General features: G+C 63.4%; 7 protein-coding genes. 4 read left to right on the top strand and 3 right to left on the bottom strand.

The features are described 5' to 3' along the window. Positions 1 to 8: 8 nt before the first annotated feature. From BLQ92_RS04980 to BLQ92_RS04995, 4 genes are all read left to right on the top strand, one after another. Positions 9 to 1,730, top strand: a complete 1,722-nt coding sequence (locus tag BLQ92_RS04980; protein ID WP_090682241.1) for an FAD-dependent oxidoreductase — start codon at positions 9 to 11, stop codon at positions 1,728 to 1,730. 381 nt (positions 1,731 to 2,111) lie between these two features. After that, positions 2,112 to 2,282 (top strand): hypothetical protein, encoded by a 171-nt coding sequence (locus BLQ92_RS04985; protein ID WP_244896619.1) that lies wholly within the window; start codon positions 2,112 to 2,114, stop codon positions 2,280 to 2,282. Then, entirely contained in the window at positions 2,279 to 7,864 is a 5,586-nt protein-coding gene (locus BLQ92_RS04990) for a trifunctional serine/threonine-protein kinase/ATP-binding protein/sensor histidine kinase (protein ID WP_090682242.1), read from the top strand. The genes BLQ92_RS04985 and BLQ92_RS04990 overlap by 4 nt, the downstream gene beginning before the upstream one ends. Before the next feature lie 359 nt (positions 7,865 to 8,223). Next, a complete protein-coding gene (locus BLQ92_RS04995) occupies positions 8,224 to 9,264 on the top strand; it encodes an alpha/beta hydrolase (protein WP_090682244.1) in 1,041 nt (346 codons plus the stop codon). A 219-nt stretch (positions 9,265 to 9,483) separates the two neighbouring features. Here BLQ92_RS04995 and BLQ92_RS05000 read toward each other — a convergent pair whose 3' ends face one another. The 3 genes from BLQ92_RS05000 to BLQ92_RS05010 are packed head-to-tail and all read right to left on the bottom strand — an operon-like array spanning position 9,484 to position 15,476. Further along, complete coding sequence (locus tag BLQ92_RS05000; RefSeq protein ID WP_090682246.1) at positions 9,484 to 10,953, bottom strand: efflux transporter outer membrane subunit; 1,470 nt, start codon at positions 10,951 to 10,953, stop codon at positions 9,484 to 9,486. Between the two features lie 26 nt (positions 10,954 to 10,979). After that, the gene (locus BLQ92_RS05005; RefSeq protein WP_090682247.1) at positions 10,980 to 12,260 is read right to left on the bottom strand and encodes an efflux RND transporter periplasmic adaptor subunit; all 1,281 of its coding nucleotides are present in this window, start codon (positions 12,258 to 12,260) and stop codon (positions 10,980 to 10,982) included. A gap of 24 nt (positions 12,261 to 12,284) precedes the next feature. Further along, positions 12,285 to 15,476 (bottom strand): efflux RND transporter permease subunit, encoded by a 3,192-nt coding sequence (locus BLQ92_RS05010; protein ID WP_090682249.1) that lies wholly within the window; start codon positions 15,474 to 15,476, stop codon positions 12,285 to 12,287. Between the last annotated feature and the right edge of the window lie 72 nt (positions 15,477 to 15,548).

Below are 15,548 nucleotides of genomic sequence, written 5' to 3' on the forward strand. Positions count from 1 at the left end.
GTCATGTTATGAGTACCCCGGACGTATCCGTAGACGCAGCGACTCCCTCGGAACTCGAGAGCCCATACTCCTCGCTGGAGTACCGTCGGCACCAGATGTTCCCCCGTCTTTCGGCGGACGAGATCCAAAGTCTGCGACGCTTTGCCCGGCCGATGTCGTTCAAGGCCGGTGAACTGATTTTCGAAACCGGGCACGTGGCGCTCGGGCTATTCGTGCTGCTGCATGGCCGCGTGCGGATCGTGTCGCGCGACAGCTTCGGGCGCTCGACCGTCATTACCGAACATGATGACGGGCACTTCATGGCGGAGATGGCGCAACTCTCCGGCAAGCCCGCCTTGATCGACGGCATCGCGTTGACGGATGTCGAGACGCTCGTGCTCGAACCCGACCGCTTGCGTGCGTTGATCGTCGCCGACGCGCAACTGGGCGAGCACATCATGCGCGCGCTGATTTTGCGGCGGCTCGGGCTGATCGAACAGGGACTCGGGCCCGTCATTGTCGGCAATGGCGACGACGCGCGGCTCGTCCGGCTGCAAGGCTTCCTGCGGCGCAATGCCTATCCGGCGACGGTGATCGACGCCCGCACCGATCCCGAGGCGATCACGCTGCTCGGCGGCATGACGACCGGCCCCGGCGACTTTCCGCTCGTGTTCTGCCCGAACGGCTATGTGCTGCGTGCGCCGGACGAGGCGCAGCTCGCATCGTGCCTCGGGCTCGTACCGACCTTCGAACCCTCGTATATCTATGACGTGGCGATTGTCGGCGCCGGGCCTGCGGGTCTGGCGGCCTCCGTCTACGCAGCGACCGAAGGTCTGTCGGTCGCCGTCTTCGATCAGCGCGCACCGGGCGGTCAAGCCGGCGCCAGCTCGCGGATCGAAAACTATCTGGGCTTTCCCACGGGAATTTCGGGCCAGGCGCTCGCGGCGCGCGCATTCCAGCAGGCGTTGAAATTCGGCGCGCATCTGGCGATTCCCGGCAAGGTCATGGACGTGAGGCGCCATGAAGGCATCTTCCTTCTGGCGCTGCTTGACGGGCAGCGTATCAGCGCGCGGACCGTCGTGGTCGCGAGCGGCGCTGCTTACCGGAAACCCACGGCGCCCGGCTTCGAGCGCTTTGAAGGGCGCGGCACCTACTACTGGGCGTCGACGATCGAGGCCAAACTGGTGAAAGGGCAGGATATCGTCCTGATGGGCGGCGGCAATTCCGCCGGCCAGGCGATCGTGTTTCTCGCCAACTTCGCGCGCAGCATTCGCGTGTTGATTCGCGGCGAGGATCTGAACGCGAGCATGTCGAAATACCTGATCGACCGGATCGGCTCCTTGCCGAACGTTACGCTGTGCACGCGTTGTGTGCTGCGCGGCCTCGAAGGCGACGAAGCGGGACTGACGGAGTTGCATATCCGTCATGAAGAAGAGGAGAGGGACGAAGTCATTCCCACGCGCCATCTGTTCCTCTTTATCGGCGCAGACCCGAAAACCGATTGGCTCGGTTCGAGCGGTGTCGAACTCGACAACCGGGGCTTTGTCGTGACCGGGTCCGCTCGCAGCGAGCACGGTTTGTCTGAAGCCGGCGCGCGGTACCCGCTCGAAACCAGCGTGCCGGGCATGTTCGCCGTCGGTGACGTGCGATCGGAATCCGCGAAACGCGTGGCCGCCGCGGTCGGCGACGGCGCTGCCGTCGTGAGTCAGATTCATGCCTATCTGAGCCGGTTCGCCACCACGGCGGCCTAAGGCGATTGGGCGCGAGCCCGCGGCCGTCCTAAGGCGATTGGGCGCGAGTCCGCGGCATGTCTTCCCGGAGCGAGCGGTGGGCGGCATGCGGAAGTCATACCTAGGTGTGATGTTGCGCAAGCCTCTCCCCCCCGTAACATGCGATGGGGGCGCGCTTGCGCTTCTGCGCATTCCGCTGGCGAACAGAAGCGCGGGGCCTGCACGGTCCAGACAGGGCGGGACGCCGCTGACGCGGTAGACTTCGCTCCAGAAACTGACGAACGGCATCATGTTGACGCACGAGGAGTATCCGCAGCTATAAGCTTTGTTTGCATCGTCGACGATGACGCCTCGGTACGCAGCGGTCCTGGCAACCTGCTCAAGGCCGTGGGCTATACGGCAGTGACGTTTGCATCGGAAAAGGAATTTCTTGCTTCGCCGGTCGTCGACGACGAAACGGTTCGGCGAGCAATGCTGCACGGCGCAGTCGGTTTTCTGCACAAACCCTTTGTGGAAGACGTACTGCTCGATTCGATCCTGCTTGCCACCGGACGAAAGGGAGAAGTGAATTGAGCACACAGGCATTGATCGAAGGGTTTCGCGGATCGTCGCCGGATTCCGGTGTCACGGTGCATTTCGATCAGGTCTGGTTCGACCAGTTGTCGCGCGAGGCGCTGCTGGTCGACGGCGACATCGTGCGGTATCGCGCGAGGTCGCACGACGGCGTGCAGTCGTGGCTGGTCGCCGTGCCAGCCGATGTGCCCTCGGAAGCCGTGTCGCGGCGCTTGCAGCGCGAGTTCGCACTGGCCGGCAAACTCGATTCGGCATGGGCCGTGCGGCCGCTCGCGCTGATACGACTCTCGCGGGGCCCGGTACTGGTGTACGAGGATAACGGCGGTGCGTTGATTTTGCCGCCTGCCGACAGCACCATCGCGATTGGCCGCTTTCTACGCATTGCGGTCGGCGCTGCGCGTGCGCTGCGGCTCGCGCATACGCGCGGTGTGCTGCATCGGGATATCAAGCCCTCGAATCTGATCGAAGCAGCCGACGGCACCATTCGCTTGCTAGGCTTTCGCGACGCCCTCAGCCAGGCGGGCGATTCGGCCGCCGAGTCCGCGGATACGCTGTACGGTACGCTGGCCTATATGTCGCCGGAACAGGCGCGGCGCGCGGAAGGCCTGGCCGACGAGCGCAGCGATCTCTATTCGCTCGGCGTGACGTTGTACGAGTTGCTCACCGGGCAGTTGCCTTTCGAGGCGGCCGATGCGGTCGAATGGGTTTATAACCACGTGGCCCGTCAACCTGCCGACCCGCGGCAATACCGTCGGTCCTTTCCCTCCGTACTGGGATCGATCGTACTGAAGCTGCTGGCCAAAAACGCTGTGGAGCGCTATCAAAGCGCCGCGAGTCTCGAGGCCGATTTGCGGCGTTGCCTCGCCGACTGGAACGAAATGCAGCACATCGTTCCATTCGAGCCGGCCGCGGAAGACAACGTCAGAAACCTTGCCGTCACCACGCGGCTGTTCGGTCGCGCGCAAGAATATGGCGCCTTGCTGGACGCGTTCGCTCGCAATGCGCAGCAGGGCGTCGCGGAACTGATTTTCGTGTCCGGTTACTCGGGCGCGGGGAAATCCGAACTTGTGCGCAGCGTGCATCGTGCGACCGCGCAGACCCCTACGCTGTTTGCGTCGGGAAAGCTCGAACAGTACGGCCAGAACGCGCCCTACGCGCCTTTGATGCAGGCGATACGCTCGCTGTTCCAGCGTATTCTGGGCGAGAGCGATAGCGAGCTGGATCGCTGGCGAGAGGTGCTGCGCGACGCGATCGGCCTGCAAGGCAAACTCCTCGTGAGGTTCGTTCCCGAACTGGAAGTGGTGCTCGGCCCGCAACCGGACGTGACCGATCTGCCGCCGGTGGAAGCGCAACTTCGTTTCCAGGCGCTGATTACGCGCCTGCTGTCGGTCTTCGCGACGCAAGCGCACCCGTTGATCCTGTTCTTCGACGACGTGCACTGGTTCGACGACGCCACCTTGAATTTCATCGCCAGCTTCGTCGCGACCGCAGAGATCAGGCATGTGCTGCTGATCTGCGCCTATCGCGACAACGAAGTCGAGCGCTCGCCCAAGTTCAAGGCTTTCCTGACGTCGCTGCCGAACACCGGTGCGCGCGTGACAACGCTCGCCGTGACGCCGCTCGACACCGCGAACGTCGCTGCGTTGCTGGCCGACGCGCTGCATTGCGACGCCGCGCATGTCCGTCCGTTAGCCGCCGTCGTCTATGAAAAGACCGGCGGCAATCCGTTCTTCGTCAAGCAGTTGCTGCTCGCGCTGGTTGATCATCAACTGATTTCCTACGACGGCGCTACGGCCAGCTGGATGTGGAATATCGATCGCATCGGCGAGTACGAGTCGTCCGATAACGTCGTCGATCTGATGGTGGCGCGTCTGTCGCGATTGCCTCGCGAGGCGCAGGCCGCTCTCAGACTGCTGGCGTTCATGGGGCGCCGGCTCGACAGATCGATCCTCGCGCGGATCGATCACGCGGACGGGGCGGAGTTGGAGCAGCGCCTGCATCCCGCCTTTGAGGCGGGGCTGATCGTCTCCGACCGGACCGGCTTCGCTTTTGCTCATGACCGGATTCAGGAGGCCGCCTACGAGTTGACGCCGGCGGCTGAGCGCGGCGTCGAACATGCCCGTATCGCACGCATCCTGTTGCGAGAATTCGATGTGCATGCCGTTCAGCAGTCGGCGTTTTATCTTGCTCACCACATTGAGCGCGCCCAGGCCGGCGGTGCGCTTGGCGATCTGGACGCGGACGAGACCACGGTTTTCGCGAAGATCTGCCTGCAGGCGGCGCGTCACGCGAAAGAAGCGATCGCCATTCAGTCCGCCCTGAGTTACCTCGACGTCGCGCAGAGGCTGTTCGACGCGAGCGGCCTGGACTATGCGCAATCCCTCGGCTTCGATATGGGGGTTCTGCGCGTGCAGTGTCACATGCTGGATGCGAACTTCGAGGCGGTGGGTACGGAGATCGAGAAGCTGTTCAGCCACGAGCTGTCCATCGTTGCGCGGGCGTTGGTGTACCAGTTGAAGTCCAACATGTACCAGCATCTGTCGGACTATGAGGCCGCCGTCGAGACGGCGCTAGACGGTGTCAAGCTATTCGGTACCTATCTGCCCCGCCATCCGCAAGCCGTCGATGTCGAAACCGCTTACAGCCGGCTCACCGAGTCGCTGAAGGGGCGAACGATCGCCTCGCTCGCTGACTTGCCGACCTTGCATGACGAGGTCATCGAGTCGGAAATGAATCTGCTGGCAAGTATCTACGCGCCCGCATCGTTCGTGAACGAACGGCTGGGCTTCCTGCATCTGTGCCGGATGGTGCAGCTGACCATTGATCACGGCATCACCGCGACATCGGCACATTGTCTGGCGTGGTTCGGCGTGTACGTGGCGGAATTTTTCGGCCGCTACGAGGAAGGCTTTGAGTTCTCCCGCCTGGCACGCGCGCTGGTGGAAGAGCGCGGCTTTAACACGGTGGCCACGAGCGCGCTGGTTGCGCTCGACACGGTCGCAGTCTGGACCCAGCCGCTTCCCTATGTACTGGGATGCGCGCGCGACGCATTCGAGTCGGCGCGTCCAAGCGGCGATCTGACCATGAGCTGCTATTCATGCAATCACATCGTCTCGGATCTGTTGACGATGGGCGTGCCGCTGGACCAGGTCGACAGGGAAATCGACCTTGGCCTGTCGTTCGCAAGACGCGTGCGGTTCAAGGACGTCGAGGATATCCTCGAACTGCAGAAGCGCTACGTGCACAGTTTGACGGGCGGCCCCGGTTTGCCGGGCAACTTCGGGGTGGTGGTCGACGGACGCATGACGTTCGACGCCGACCTGCTCGACACCCAGATGGCGACGCTGCGCTTCTGGATCTGGCTGCTGAAAGGCGTCTCCTGTTATTTTCAGGGTGAGTACGAGCACGCGCGGTATTGTCTTGCCGAAGCCGGTGAACTGAAATGGGCGACCCCCGCGCATATCCATCTGCTCGACTATCACTTTTATGCGGCGCTCAATCTCGCAAAGGTGTACTCGGCAGCGGACGAGGCGGCTGGCGCGGTGGCGCAAATCGAGCCGCATCTCGCGAGACTGAGGACTTGGGCGCAGCTCAATCCGCCGACCTTCCGCGACAAGCTGCTCCTGGTCGAGGCCGAAGTGGCACGGCTTAAGGGCACGCCGCTCGTCGCCATGGCGCTATACGAGCAGGCCGGCGTGGCCGGCTCGGAAAACGGCTTCAATCACAGCACCGCGCTCGCACACGAACTGGCGTCGGTTTGTTGCGAAGCAAGCGGTCTCTTCAGCGCGGCGCGCCACCATCGTCGCCACGCGATCGACAGCTACACGCGTTGGGGCGCTCTGGCCAAGGTCGCACAGCTCGAACGTGCCGGTCGTCCGGCACAGGTGTCGATCGAACGACCGGCGGCGTCGCGCCCCTCGGTTGAAATTGCCGATGCGCAGGCGCGGTTCGATCTCGTGTCTGCGCTGAAGTCGTCGCAGGCACTGTCCGAGGAGATCGTGCTCGACAAACTGATCCGCACACTTGTCACGCTGGCGATTGTTCACGCCGGTGCGCAGCGCGGTATGTTGATCCTGTTGAAGGGCAATGTGCCGGTTGTCGAGGCGAGCGGGCAGGAGGCGCCAGATGGCGTTCAGGTGACGCTGAGCGTCGACGCGGTCACGCGTGAGCAGGTGCCGGGCTCCGTGGTCTACACGGCATTGCGCACACGCAAACCGGTCGTGGTGGATGACGTGCAACGCGATCCGCGCTTTTCGTTCGATGCGGCTTTCGCGAGCCGGTCAGTTCGCTCCGTGTGCTGTTTGCCGCTCGTCAAACAGGGCAACGCTGTCGGTGCGCTTTATCTGGAGAACAATCTGACCGCGGGCGTGTTCACGGAGAGCCGAACGTCCGTGCTCGAATTGCTCGCGGCGCAAGCGGCTATTTCACTCGAAACGGCGCGCCTCTACGCCGAGCTTCTGGCAGAAAACAAGCGGCGCCAGGAAACCGAAGCGGCTTTGCGTATGAGCGAGGAGGCGCTTGCGCTGGGACAACGGATCAGTCGTTCGGGAAGCTATATCTGGAACGCGCTGACGGGTGAACGCTACTGGTCCAAAGAGCTTTACAACGTGTTCGGCCTGCCGATGGAAGAAGGGAGCTTGGGCACCCAGGCAATCCTGGAGCGGATTCACCCGGAAGACGTCGGCGCCTACCAGGAGACCGTCGAGCGGGCCGCTCGCAATCGCGTGTCGTTTCGGCAGAAGTTCCGGGTTGTGACGCCGGAGGGCACCATTAAACATCTCGAAGTGCTCGGTGAACCGTCGGGCGTCAGCAACTTTGTCGGCGTGGTCACGGATTTCACTGATCGGCACACGACCGAACTGGCCCTGCAGAACGCCAAAATCGAACTGGCAAAGGCTTCGCGGGCGACCACCATGGGTGAACTGGCGGCCTCGATTGCGCACGAGATCAATCAGCCGCTGGCGTCGATCGTGTCGAACGCAAGTGCGGGCGTGCGCTGGCTCAACCGGCCGGTGCCGGACATTCCCGAAGCGCTGGGCGGCCTGCGCGATATCGTGAAGGACGGCAAGCGGGCGGGCGACATCATCCGGTCATTGCAGTCGCTGGCGAAGGAATCCAAGCCGAGCTTCGTCCCGATCCCGATCGACGGGGTCGTGCGTGAAGTGTTCGAACTGGCGGCCGCTGAAATCGAACAGCGGAGTCTGGCAGTCCGGCTCGATCTTTCGGCCGACTGTTCGGTGATGGCCGATCGGGTGCAGTTGCAGCAGGTGCTGTTCAACCTGGTCATGAACGCCGCGGATGCAATGAATCATCTCGACGCGAGGCAGCGCTGGCTGAGCGTGACCTCCTGCGTCAACGATCAGGGGATGGTGGTCGTATCGGTGCAAGACAATGGCAGTGGGATCGACGAGGAGATCGCCTCGCGCATCTTCGACGCTTTCTTTACGACAAAGGAAACCGGCATGGGGATGGGACTCGCGATCTGCAAATCCATCATCGATGCGCATGGCGGGACGCTCACAGCCGGGCCTGGCTACCCTCGTGGAACGGTCTTCGTGTTCACTCTGCCGGTGGCGGGCTAGCGAAGCTGGATAAGCGGCGCGTTTAGCGCATTTGTCGCGGCGCGCACAGCGCGCCTTCACACCTTCGTATATCCACGCATTCACTCGGCGAACCGCGCCCGCCCATGCAGCGGGCGCGGTTCGTTTACGTCCCGGAGAGGACTTTTCTTCTCCGAGCCAAACCTAGATATGAGGAAGCCAAACCATTCGCAGCGTCCGTGAAACGGATGTAGGGATGGTTGTAGCCATGCGCTTCGGATAACGTTCTTTCGTGGTTTGCCAGTGCTCGTGAGACGACTTGCATCACGTTGATGCGACGGCGCGACACGGGGCAGTTTTCAAACGATCGGCTAAAAGCCGGTACTACGGAGCATAAAAAAATGAAGAAAGTCGTTTCATTGATGGCTGTCGGTTCGGTGTTGCTAGCCGGTTCACTTGCGAGTGCTGCGTCGGCGGAAACGGTTCCGCAACTCGAGCCCACGACCCAGGCGTTTATCGACAAGCTAACCGCCGCCGGCGGCCCGCCGCTTTACACCATGACGCCGCAGGCCGCGCGCAAGGTATTGGACGATGTGCAGGCCGATCCGAACGGCAAACTCGCCCCAGCACAAGAAAAGGAAGTCACGCTGCCCGTCGGCCCGACCGGCAAGACACAGGTTCGCGTGATCCAGCCAGCCGACCTCAAGGGCGCCACGCCGGTCATCATGTACTTCCACGGCGGCGGCTGGATTCTGGGTAACGCCGCAACGCACGATCGACTGGTCCGCGAGCTCGCGAACCGTGCGCATGCAACGGTCGTTTTTGTGGAATATGAACCTTCGCCGGAAGCGCAATTTCCGGTGGCGATCGAACAGGACTATGCCGCGACAAAATATGTCGCCGAGCATCCGCAAGAGTTCGACGTCGATGCAAGCCGTCTCGCTCTCGCCGGCGACAGCGTGGGCGGCAACATGGTGGCTGTCGTCGCACAGATGGCGAAAGAGCGTCATGGCCCGGCGATCCGCTTCCAGGCGATGTTCTACCCTGTGACCGATTACACGCTGGATGATTCGACCTATGAGGCGTTCCCGAACGGCCCGTGGCTCACGAAACCGGCGATGAAATGGTTCTGGGACGCGTATCTCCCGAACGCAACTGAAGCGCAGGCCAACGACCCGCACGTCTCGCCGCTGCGGGCATCGCTCGACGCGCTCAAGGGCTTGCCGCCGGCACTCGTCATCACCGACGAGAACGATGTGTTGCGGCATGAGGGCGAGGCATATGCGCACAAGCTCGCGCAGGCCGGCGTCAATGTGACGGCTGTACGGTTCCTCGGCACGATGCATGACTTCATGATGCTGAATCCGCTGCGCAATACGCCCGCTGCGCTGGGCGCCATGGCACTGGCAGGCAGCATGCTGGATCATGCGCTCGCGAAGTAACTTCAAAGCGACATGCCGCGATCTGCGGCATGTCGATAGCCTTTGAGCGGTTGATTCGCCAGGATCCTTCTGATGAGGATCCGCAATTAAGACGGCCGGCACTGCCTTGTGGGCAGCGCCGGCCGTTTTGCAGCATTCGCGTTGCATGCGTGACATTCAAGCGCCGCAAAGGCGATCTCGACTCAGTTGCCGATTCGCACGACGCCGCCGGAGCGCGACTTAATCCTGGTTTTGCGATGACGAGAGCGCCGTGCGATCCCATCCGCCGCCGAGCGCCTTCAGCAACTGCACGCTCGCATCCAGACGCCTCGCCTGAATCTGCGCTTCGGTTCGCTGGTTGGCCAGCGCGATGGTTTGCACGGTGACGACGTCGAGGTAACCGACGGCGCCTGCCTGATAGCGGTTCTGGGTCAGCTCGAGCGAGCGTTCCGCAGCTGCCGTGGCGCGCCGCTGGCTTTGGGCTTCGCTGGCGAGCGTATCGAGCGCCGAGAGGTTGTCCTCGACCTGCTGGAGTGCGACGAGCACAGTCTGCCGGTAATCGGCCACCGAACCGTCGTATTGAGCCGTTGCACCCTTTAACGCGGCGTCGCGTTTGCCGCCGTCGAAGAGCGTGCCGACGAGTTGCGGACCGATCGACCAGAACAGACTCGGAGCCGTCAGCCACGGCGCAAAGAAGGTGCTTTCGAGACCGGCGCTGGCGCTCAGCGTGAGGTCTGGATAAAACGCCGCCTTCGCCTCGCCGATCTGCGCGTTGGCGGCGGCTACACGCCGTTCCGCTGCGGCGATGTCGGGCCGGCGTTCCAGCAGTTGCGACGGCAGCCCCGCCGGGATCTGCGGCACGGGGATCGACTCGACCCTCGGTGCCAGCGAAAACGACGAGGCGGGCACGCCGATCAGCGTCGCGATGGCATGGACCACCTCGGCGCGCTGGACCTCGATATCGCTTGCCTGCGAACGCGTGTCTTCCAGTTGCGTTTCGGCTTGCGCGGTCGCGGACGCGTCGATAGCGCCGTCGGCCAGTTGCTGTTTGAGGATGGCCAATGCCGCAGCGTAAGCGGTCACGCTGTCGTCGAGCAGCTTTTTCTGGATGTCGAGCGCACGCAGCGCGAAGTAATCGCTCGCCAAGTCGGTGCTCATGGAGAGATGGACCGCCTCGAGATCCGCTTCGCTTGCCTGGGCGTTGTCGTGCGCATTCACCACGGCGTCGCGTACCCGCCCGAACAGATCCGGTTCCCACGAAGCGGCGAGACCGAGCGAATAGTCGGGTACGGTCTGGCCGGCGAGCGAATGACCTTCCACGTTCTGCGAGAGGCGCGTGCGCGATTGCGCGGCGCCGGCCGTTATCGTGGGCAGAAAGCCCGCGTGCTGGTAGTCGATCATCGCGCGCGCCTGCTGCAATTGCGCGACCGCCTTCTTGATGGTTTGATTCGATACGGGCAACTGGTCTTCGAGCCGGTTCAATTCGGGGGCGTTGAAGAGCGTCCACCAGTCGCCGCGCGCGTGCGTGTCGCCAGGCGTTGCCACGGCCCAGCCAGGCGCCGCCTGCACGGGGCCAGCAGGCGCCGCGTAGCGAGCCGGCACGGCCGCCTCCGGGACGCTGTAGTGGGGCAAGGTCGAGCACGCCGTCAGCGCGCACGCGACGCCGAGGGCGAGCGTCTTGCGTCGGAATGTCACGGGCAGAGTGGGCATGGTCCGCTTCCTTGAGTGGGACGGCATCAGCCGTGTGCGGCCGACGTGGCCGGGGCCGGCTTTGCGGCGGCGGCCGGGCGCATCACCTGCACGGCGTCGCCTGCTGTGACGGCGTCGCCAGGGTTGTCGATCGCGCGGTCGGACGCCGTGAGACCCGTGGCGATTTCCACATAGGTGCCGAAATCGCGGCCAATGGTCACCGTCTTCAGCGCGACCTTGTTGTCGTCGCCGACCACCGCTACCGTCACGCCGCTCGGGCGGAACAGCAACGCGCTCACCGGCAGTTCGAGCGCGGGGTGCGCGGTATCCAGCGCGAGATGCACCTGCACGTAAGCGCCGGGACGCAGCGCGGCGTCCTTGTTGTCCACGTCGACTTCCACGCGCATCGTGCGGCTGGATGGATCGATCACGTCCGAACTGCGCGCGACCCGCGCCGGGAAGTGGCGGCCCGGATACTGCTGGGTCGTCAGATAGGCCTGGGTGCCCACGGTGACGAAGCTCGCGTCGTTCTGCGGAATATCGGTGAAGGTGCGCAACACATCCGTCTGCGCGACGTGGAACAGTTCGTTGGCGGGCGCGGCAAGTCCCGGCGTTCCGCCTGCCGTGACCAGCGCGCCGACGTCCACGTTGCGCACGGTCACCACGCCGTCGAACGGCGCAGTGACTTTTTCATACGACACCATCTCGGTGAGCCGCGCGACGTTCGCCTGAGCCGATGCCAGCGTGGCGCGTTTAGCCTGCATGTCGGCGGTTTTTGTATCCGCGTCCTGTTGCGAAACGGACTGTGTTTGCAGCATCTGCTGCCAGCGTTGCGAGGTGGTGAGAGCGTAGTTGTAGTTGGCCTGCGCGGTGGCGGCGTCGGCGCGCGCTTGCTGCAATTGCGCGTCGAGCTCCGGTGTTTCGATGGTCGCGAGCAGTTGGCCCGCTTTCACCTTCGTGCCGATATCGACGTACCAGCGCTGAATATAGCCGCTGGTTCGCGCATACACGGAAGCATCCGCATAGGGCATGACGGCGCCGGGTAGAAGCAGCTCTTGCGAAGCCGGCGCGAGGCCCGGCGACACGACCTTGACGGTCAGCGCGCTTTGCGCGGCGACCTGTTCGCTGAGCGCCGAACCGGCTCGCAGACGAGGCACGATACCGATTATCAGCAGCACAGCGGCCACCCCCGTCAGAATCAGCGGCAGGCGGTAACGGCGCCACGCGCGAGAGCGGACGGACGCGCGTGGCGGCGTCGCGCGCAGAGCCGGCAGGCCCGAGCTCGTGACCGCGCCGTCGTGTTCCGGATGGGTATCAGGCGTGTTCATGATGGATTCCTGTCGTGGGCACTTTCATTGCACTTGGGGCGTGGCGGTGGCCGCGGTGTGTCGGGCGCGGCGCTTCGCGAGCAAGGTGTGAACCAGCGCGAACACCACCGGCACGAACAGCAGCGTGGAAACGGTGCCGATGCCGAGGCCGCCGATCACGGCGCGGCCGAGCGGCGCATTCTGTTCGCCGCCGTCGCCGAGACCGAGCGCCATCGGCGTCATGCCGATCAGCATGGCGAGCGCGGTCATCAGCACCGGGCGGAAGCGGCTGAAACCCGCCTCGAGCGCGGCGCTGAGCGGATCGGCGCCTTGTTGCAGCAGCTCACGCGCGGTGTTGATCACGAGAATGCTGTTCGCCGTCGCAATGCCGATGCACAGGATCGTGCCGGTCAAGGCCGGCACGCTGAGCGTGGTGTGCGTCGTGAACAGCATCCACGAGATGCCGGCGAGCGAGCCCGGCAGGCCGCTCACGATGATGAGCGGGTCGATCCAGGACTGGAAGTTCACGACCATCAGCAGGTAGACAAGCGCGATCGCGAAGATGAGCCCGGATTCGAGGCCGTTGAACGATTCCTTCATCGACTGCACCTGGCCGCGGATCACGATCGACGAACCGGGCGGCAGCTCGGCGCGCGCGGCATCGACGAGATGCAACACGTCTGTGGCGACGCCGCCCAGATCGCGCCCCTGCGTCGACGCAAAGATGTCGAGCACCGGTTGCACGTTGTAGTGCGAGACAACGGCCTGTTGCGTACTGCGCGACATCACACCGAGCGTGCCGAGCAGATTTTGCGGCCCCATGGCGAGACCAAAGGTGGTTATCGGAATGTTGGCGAGCGTTTGCAGCGAGTGAATATCGTACTGCGGCACTTCGGCCATCAACGGATAACTCACACCGTTCTTCGGATCGAGCCAGAAGTTCGGCGTGGTTTGCGAACTGCCGGATAGCGCGATCAGCAGATTCTGCGCGACGTCGCGTTGCGTGAGGCCGGCCTGGATGGCTTTCGTGCGATCGACGTCCACGTCGATCGCGGGGGCGTCGCCCGGTTGCTGAATGCGCGCGTCGACGAGGCCGCTGACGCTGCGCAGCTTCGCCAGCAGGTGATCCGCCACGACGCGGTTTGCTTCGAGCTTGTTGCCGACGATCTGGATATCGATCGGCGCGGGCAGCCCGAAGTTGAGAATCTGACTGACGATATCGGCTGGCAGGAACGAAAACGTCACCCCGGGGAACGACGCGTTCAGCACGTTGCGCAGTTTCGCGATATAGCCTGCGGTCGGGCCGGCGCCCGGCTTGAGCGTGAGCATGATATCGGCGTCTTCCGGGCCGATCGGATCGGACGAGTCGTAGGTCAGGTTGATCCCGCTGACCGGTACGCCGATGTTGTCGAGCACGGCCGCCTGATCCTGTTTGGGAATGACGCTGTTGATCCTGGCTTCGACTTCGTCGGTGATACGAGCGGTCTGTTCGATGCGGGTGCCGGTGGGTGCGCGCAGATGCAGGCGGATTTCACCGGTATCGACCGCGGGGAAGAAGTCGCGGCCTGCAAACGGGATCAGCGTGAGCGAACTGAAACACAACACCAGGAAGGTGCCGATAAAGCGGCCGCGGTGAGCAATTGCTTCTTGCAGCACATTGCGATAGCCGCTGCGCAGTACCTCGAAGCGCTGTTCGAAACCGGCCTGAAATCGGACCAGCGCACCGAAGCGCCCTTGCTCGGTGGTGCGCTCTTTCGACGGGGCGCGCATCAGATACATCGCGAGCGTCGGAATCAAGGTGCGCGAGAAGAAATACGACGCGCACATCGCGAACACGACTGCCTCCGCAAGCGGCAAGAACAGATAGCGCGCGACGCCGGAGAGCAGGAACATCGGCACGAACACGATGCAGATTGACAGCGTGGACACGAAGGTCGGCACGGCGATTTCGCCGGAGCCGTTCAGGATGGCATCGTGGAGTGGCTCGCCATTCTCCAGATGATGCGTGATGTTTTCGATTGCAACGGTCGCGTCGTCGACCAGAATCCCGACCGCCAATGCGAGGCCGCCCAACGTCATGATGTTGATGGTCTCGCCGAGGGCCGACAACGCGATCAGGGACGTCAGAACGGCGAGCGGAATCGACACGGCGATGATCAGTGTGGCGCGCCAGCTGCCGAGGAACAGCAGGATCATCACTGCCGTGAGGCAGGCCGCGATCAGTGCTTCGCGCACCACGCCCATGATCGCCGACTTCACGAACACCGATTGATCCGACAGCGGCGTGATGACCAGCGCCTTCGGCAGGCCCGCTGCAATTTTCGGCAGCATCGCCTTGACCTGCTGGATGATGGTGAGCGTGGACGCGCTGCCGGTCTTCTCCACCTGAAGCAACGCGGCGCGCTTGCCGTCGCTGCGCACGATATTGGTTTGCGGCGCATAGCCGTCGATCACGTGGGCCACGTCGCGCACGTACACCACGCCGCCGTCGATCGTTTTGATTGGCAGATTGTTCAGTGCGGCGACCGTATCGGTACTGCCGTTCATCTGAACGTTGTATTCCTTCGCGCCGATCTTCGCGGTGCCGCCCGGCAGGATGAGATTCTGTGCGTTTACGGCATTGACGACGTCTGCAGGCGCGAGCCCTTTTGCCTGCAAGGCCTGAGGATTGAGTTCGACCATGATCTGGCGAATCTTGCCGCCGAACGGCAGCGGCACCGCGGCGCCTTGCACGGTGGCGAGCTGGGTGCGGATGAAGCTGTTGCCGAGGTCGTACAGCGTCTGTTCGGGAAGCGTATTGCTGGACAGGCCGAGCTGAAGCACCGGCACGGTCGACGCGTTGTAGGTGATGATGTTCGGCGGCAGCGTACCCGGCGGCAGGACGCGCAGGATCGACGCGGAGTTCGAGGCGGCTTCGGCAATCGCGCGGTTGATGTCGGCGCCAGGGTGAAAAAAGATCTTCACGACGGAGACACCGTTGAGCGACTGCGATTCGATATGTTCGATATCGTCCACGTCGGTTGTCAGCGCGCGTTCATAGTTCGACGTGATCCGGTGCGCCATGTCCTCGGCGGAAAAGCCGTTGTACGACCAGACGATGCTGACCACCGGAATGTTGATATTCGGAAAGATGTCCGTGGGCGTGCGGAGGATCGCCAGCGGACCCAGGATAAACAGCAGCACAGCCAGAACGATGAACGTGTAGGGCCGTTGCAAGGCGAGTCTGACGATCCACATGACGGTGTCCTGATGACGGAAGACTGATGGGTTGCTGGCGTGCATTGCACGCAGAGACTGACGTGGGTGCCG

The sequence above is a fragment of the Paraburkholderia phenazinium genome (genome assembly GCF_900100735.1).
In the GTDB taxonomy this organism is placed as follows: Bacteria; Pseudomonadota; Gammaproteobacteria; order Burkholderiales; family Burkholderiaceae; genus Paraburkholderia; species Paraburkholderia phenazinia.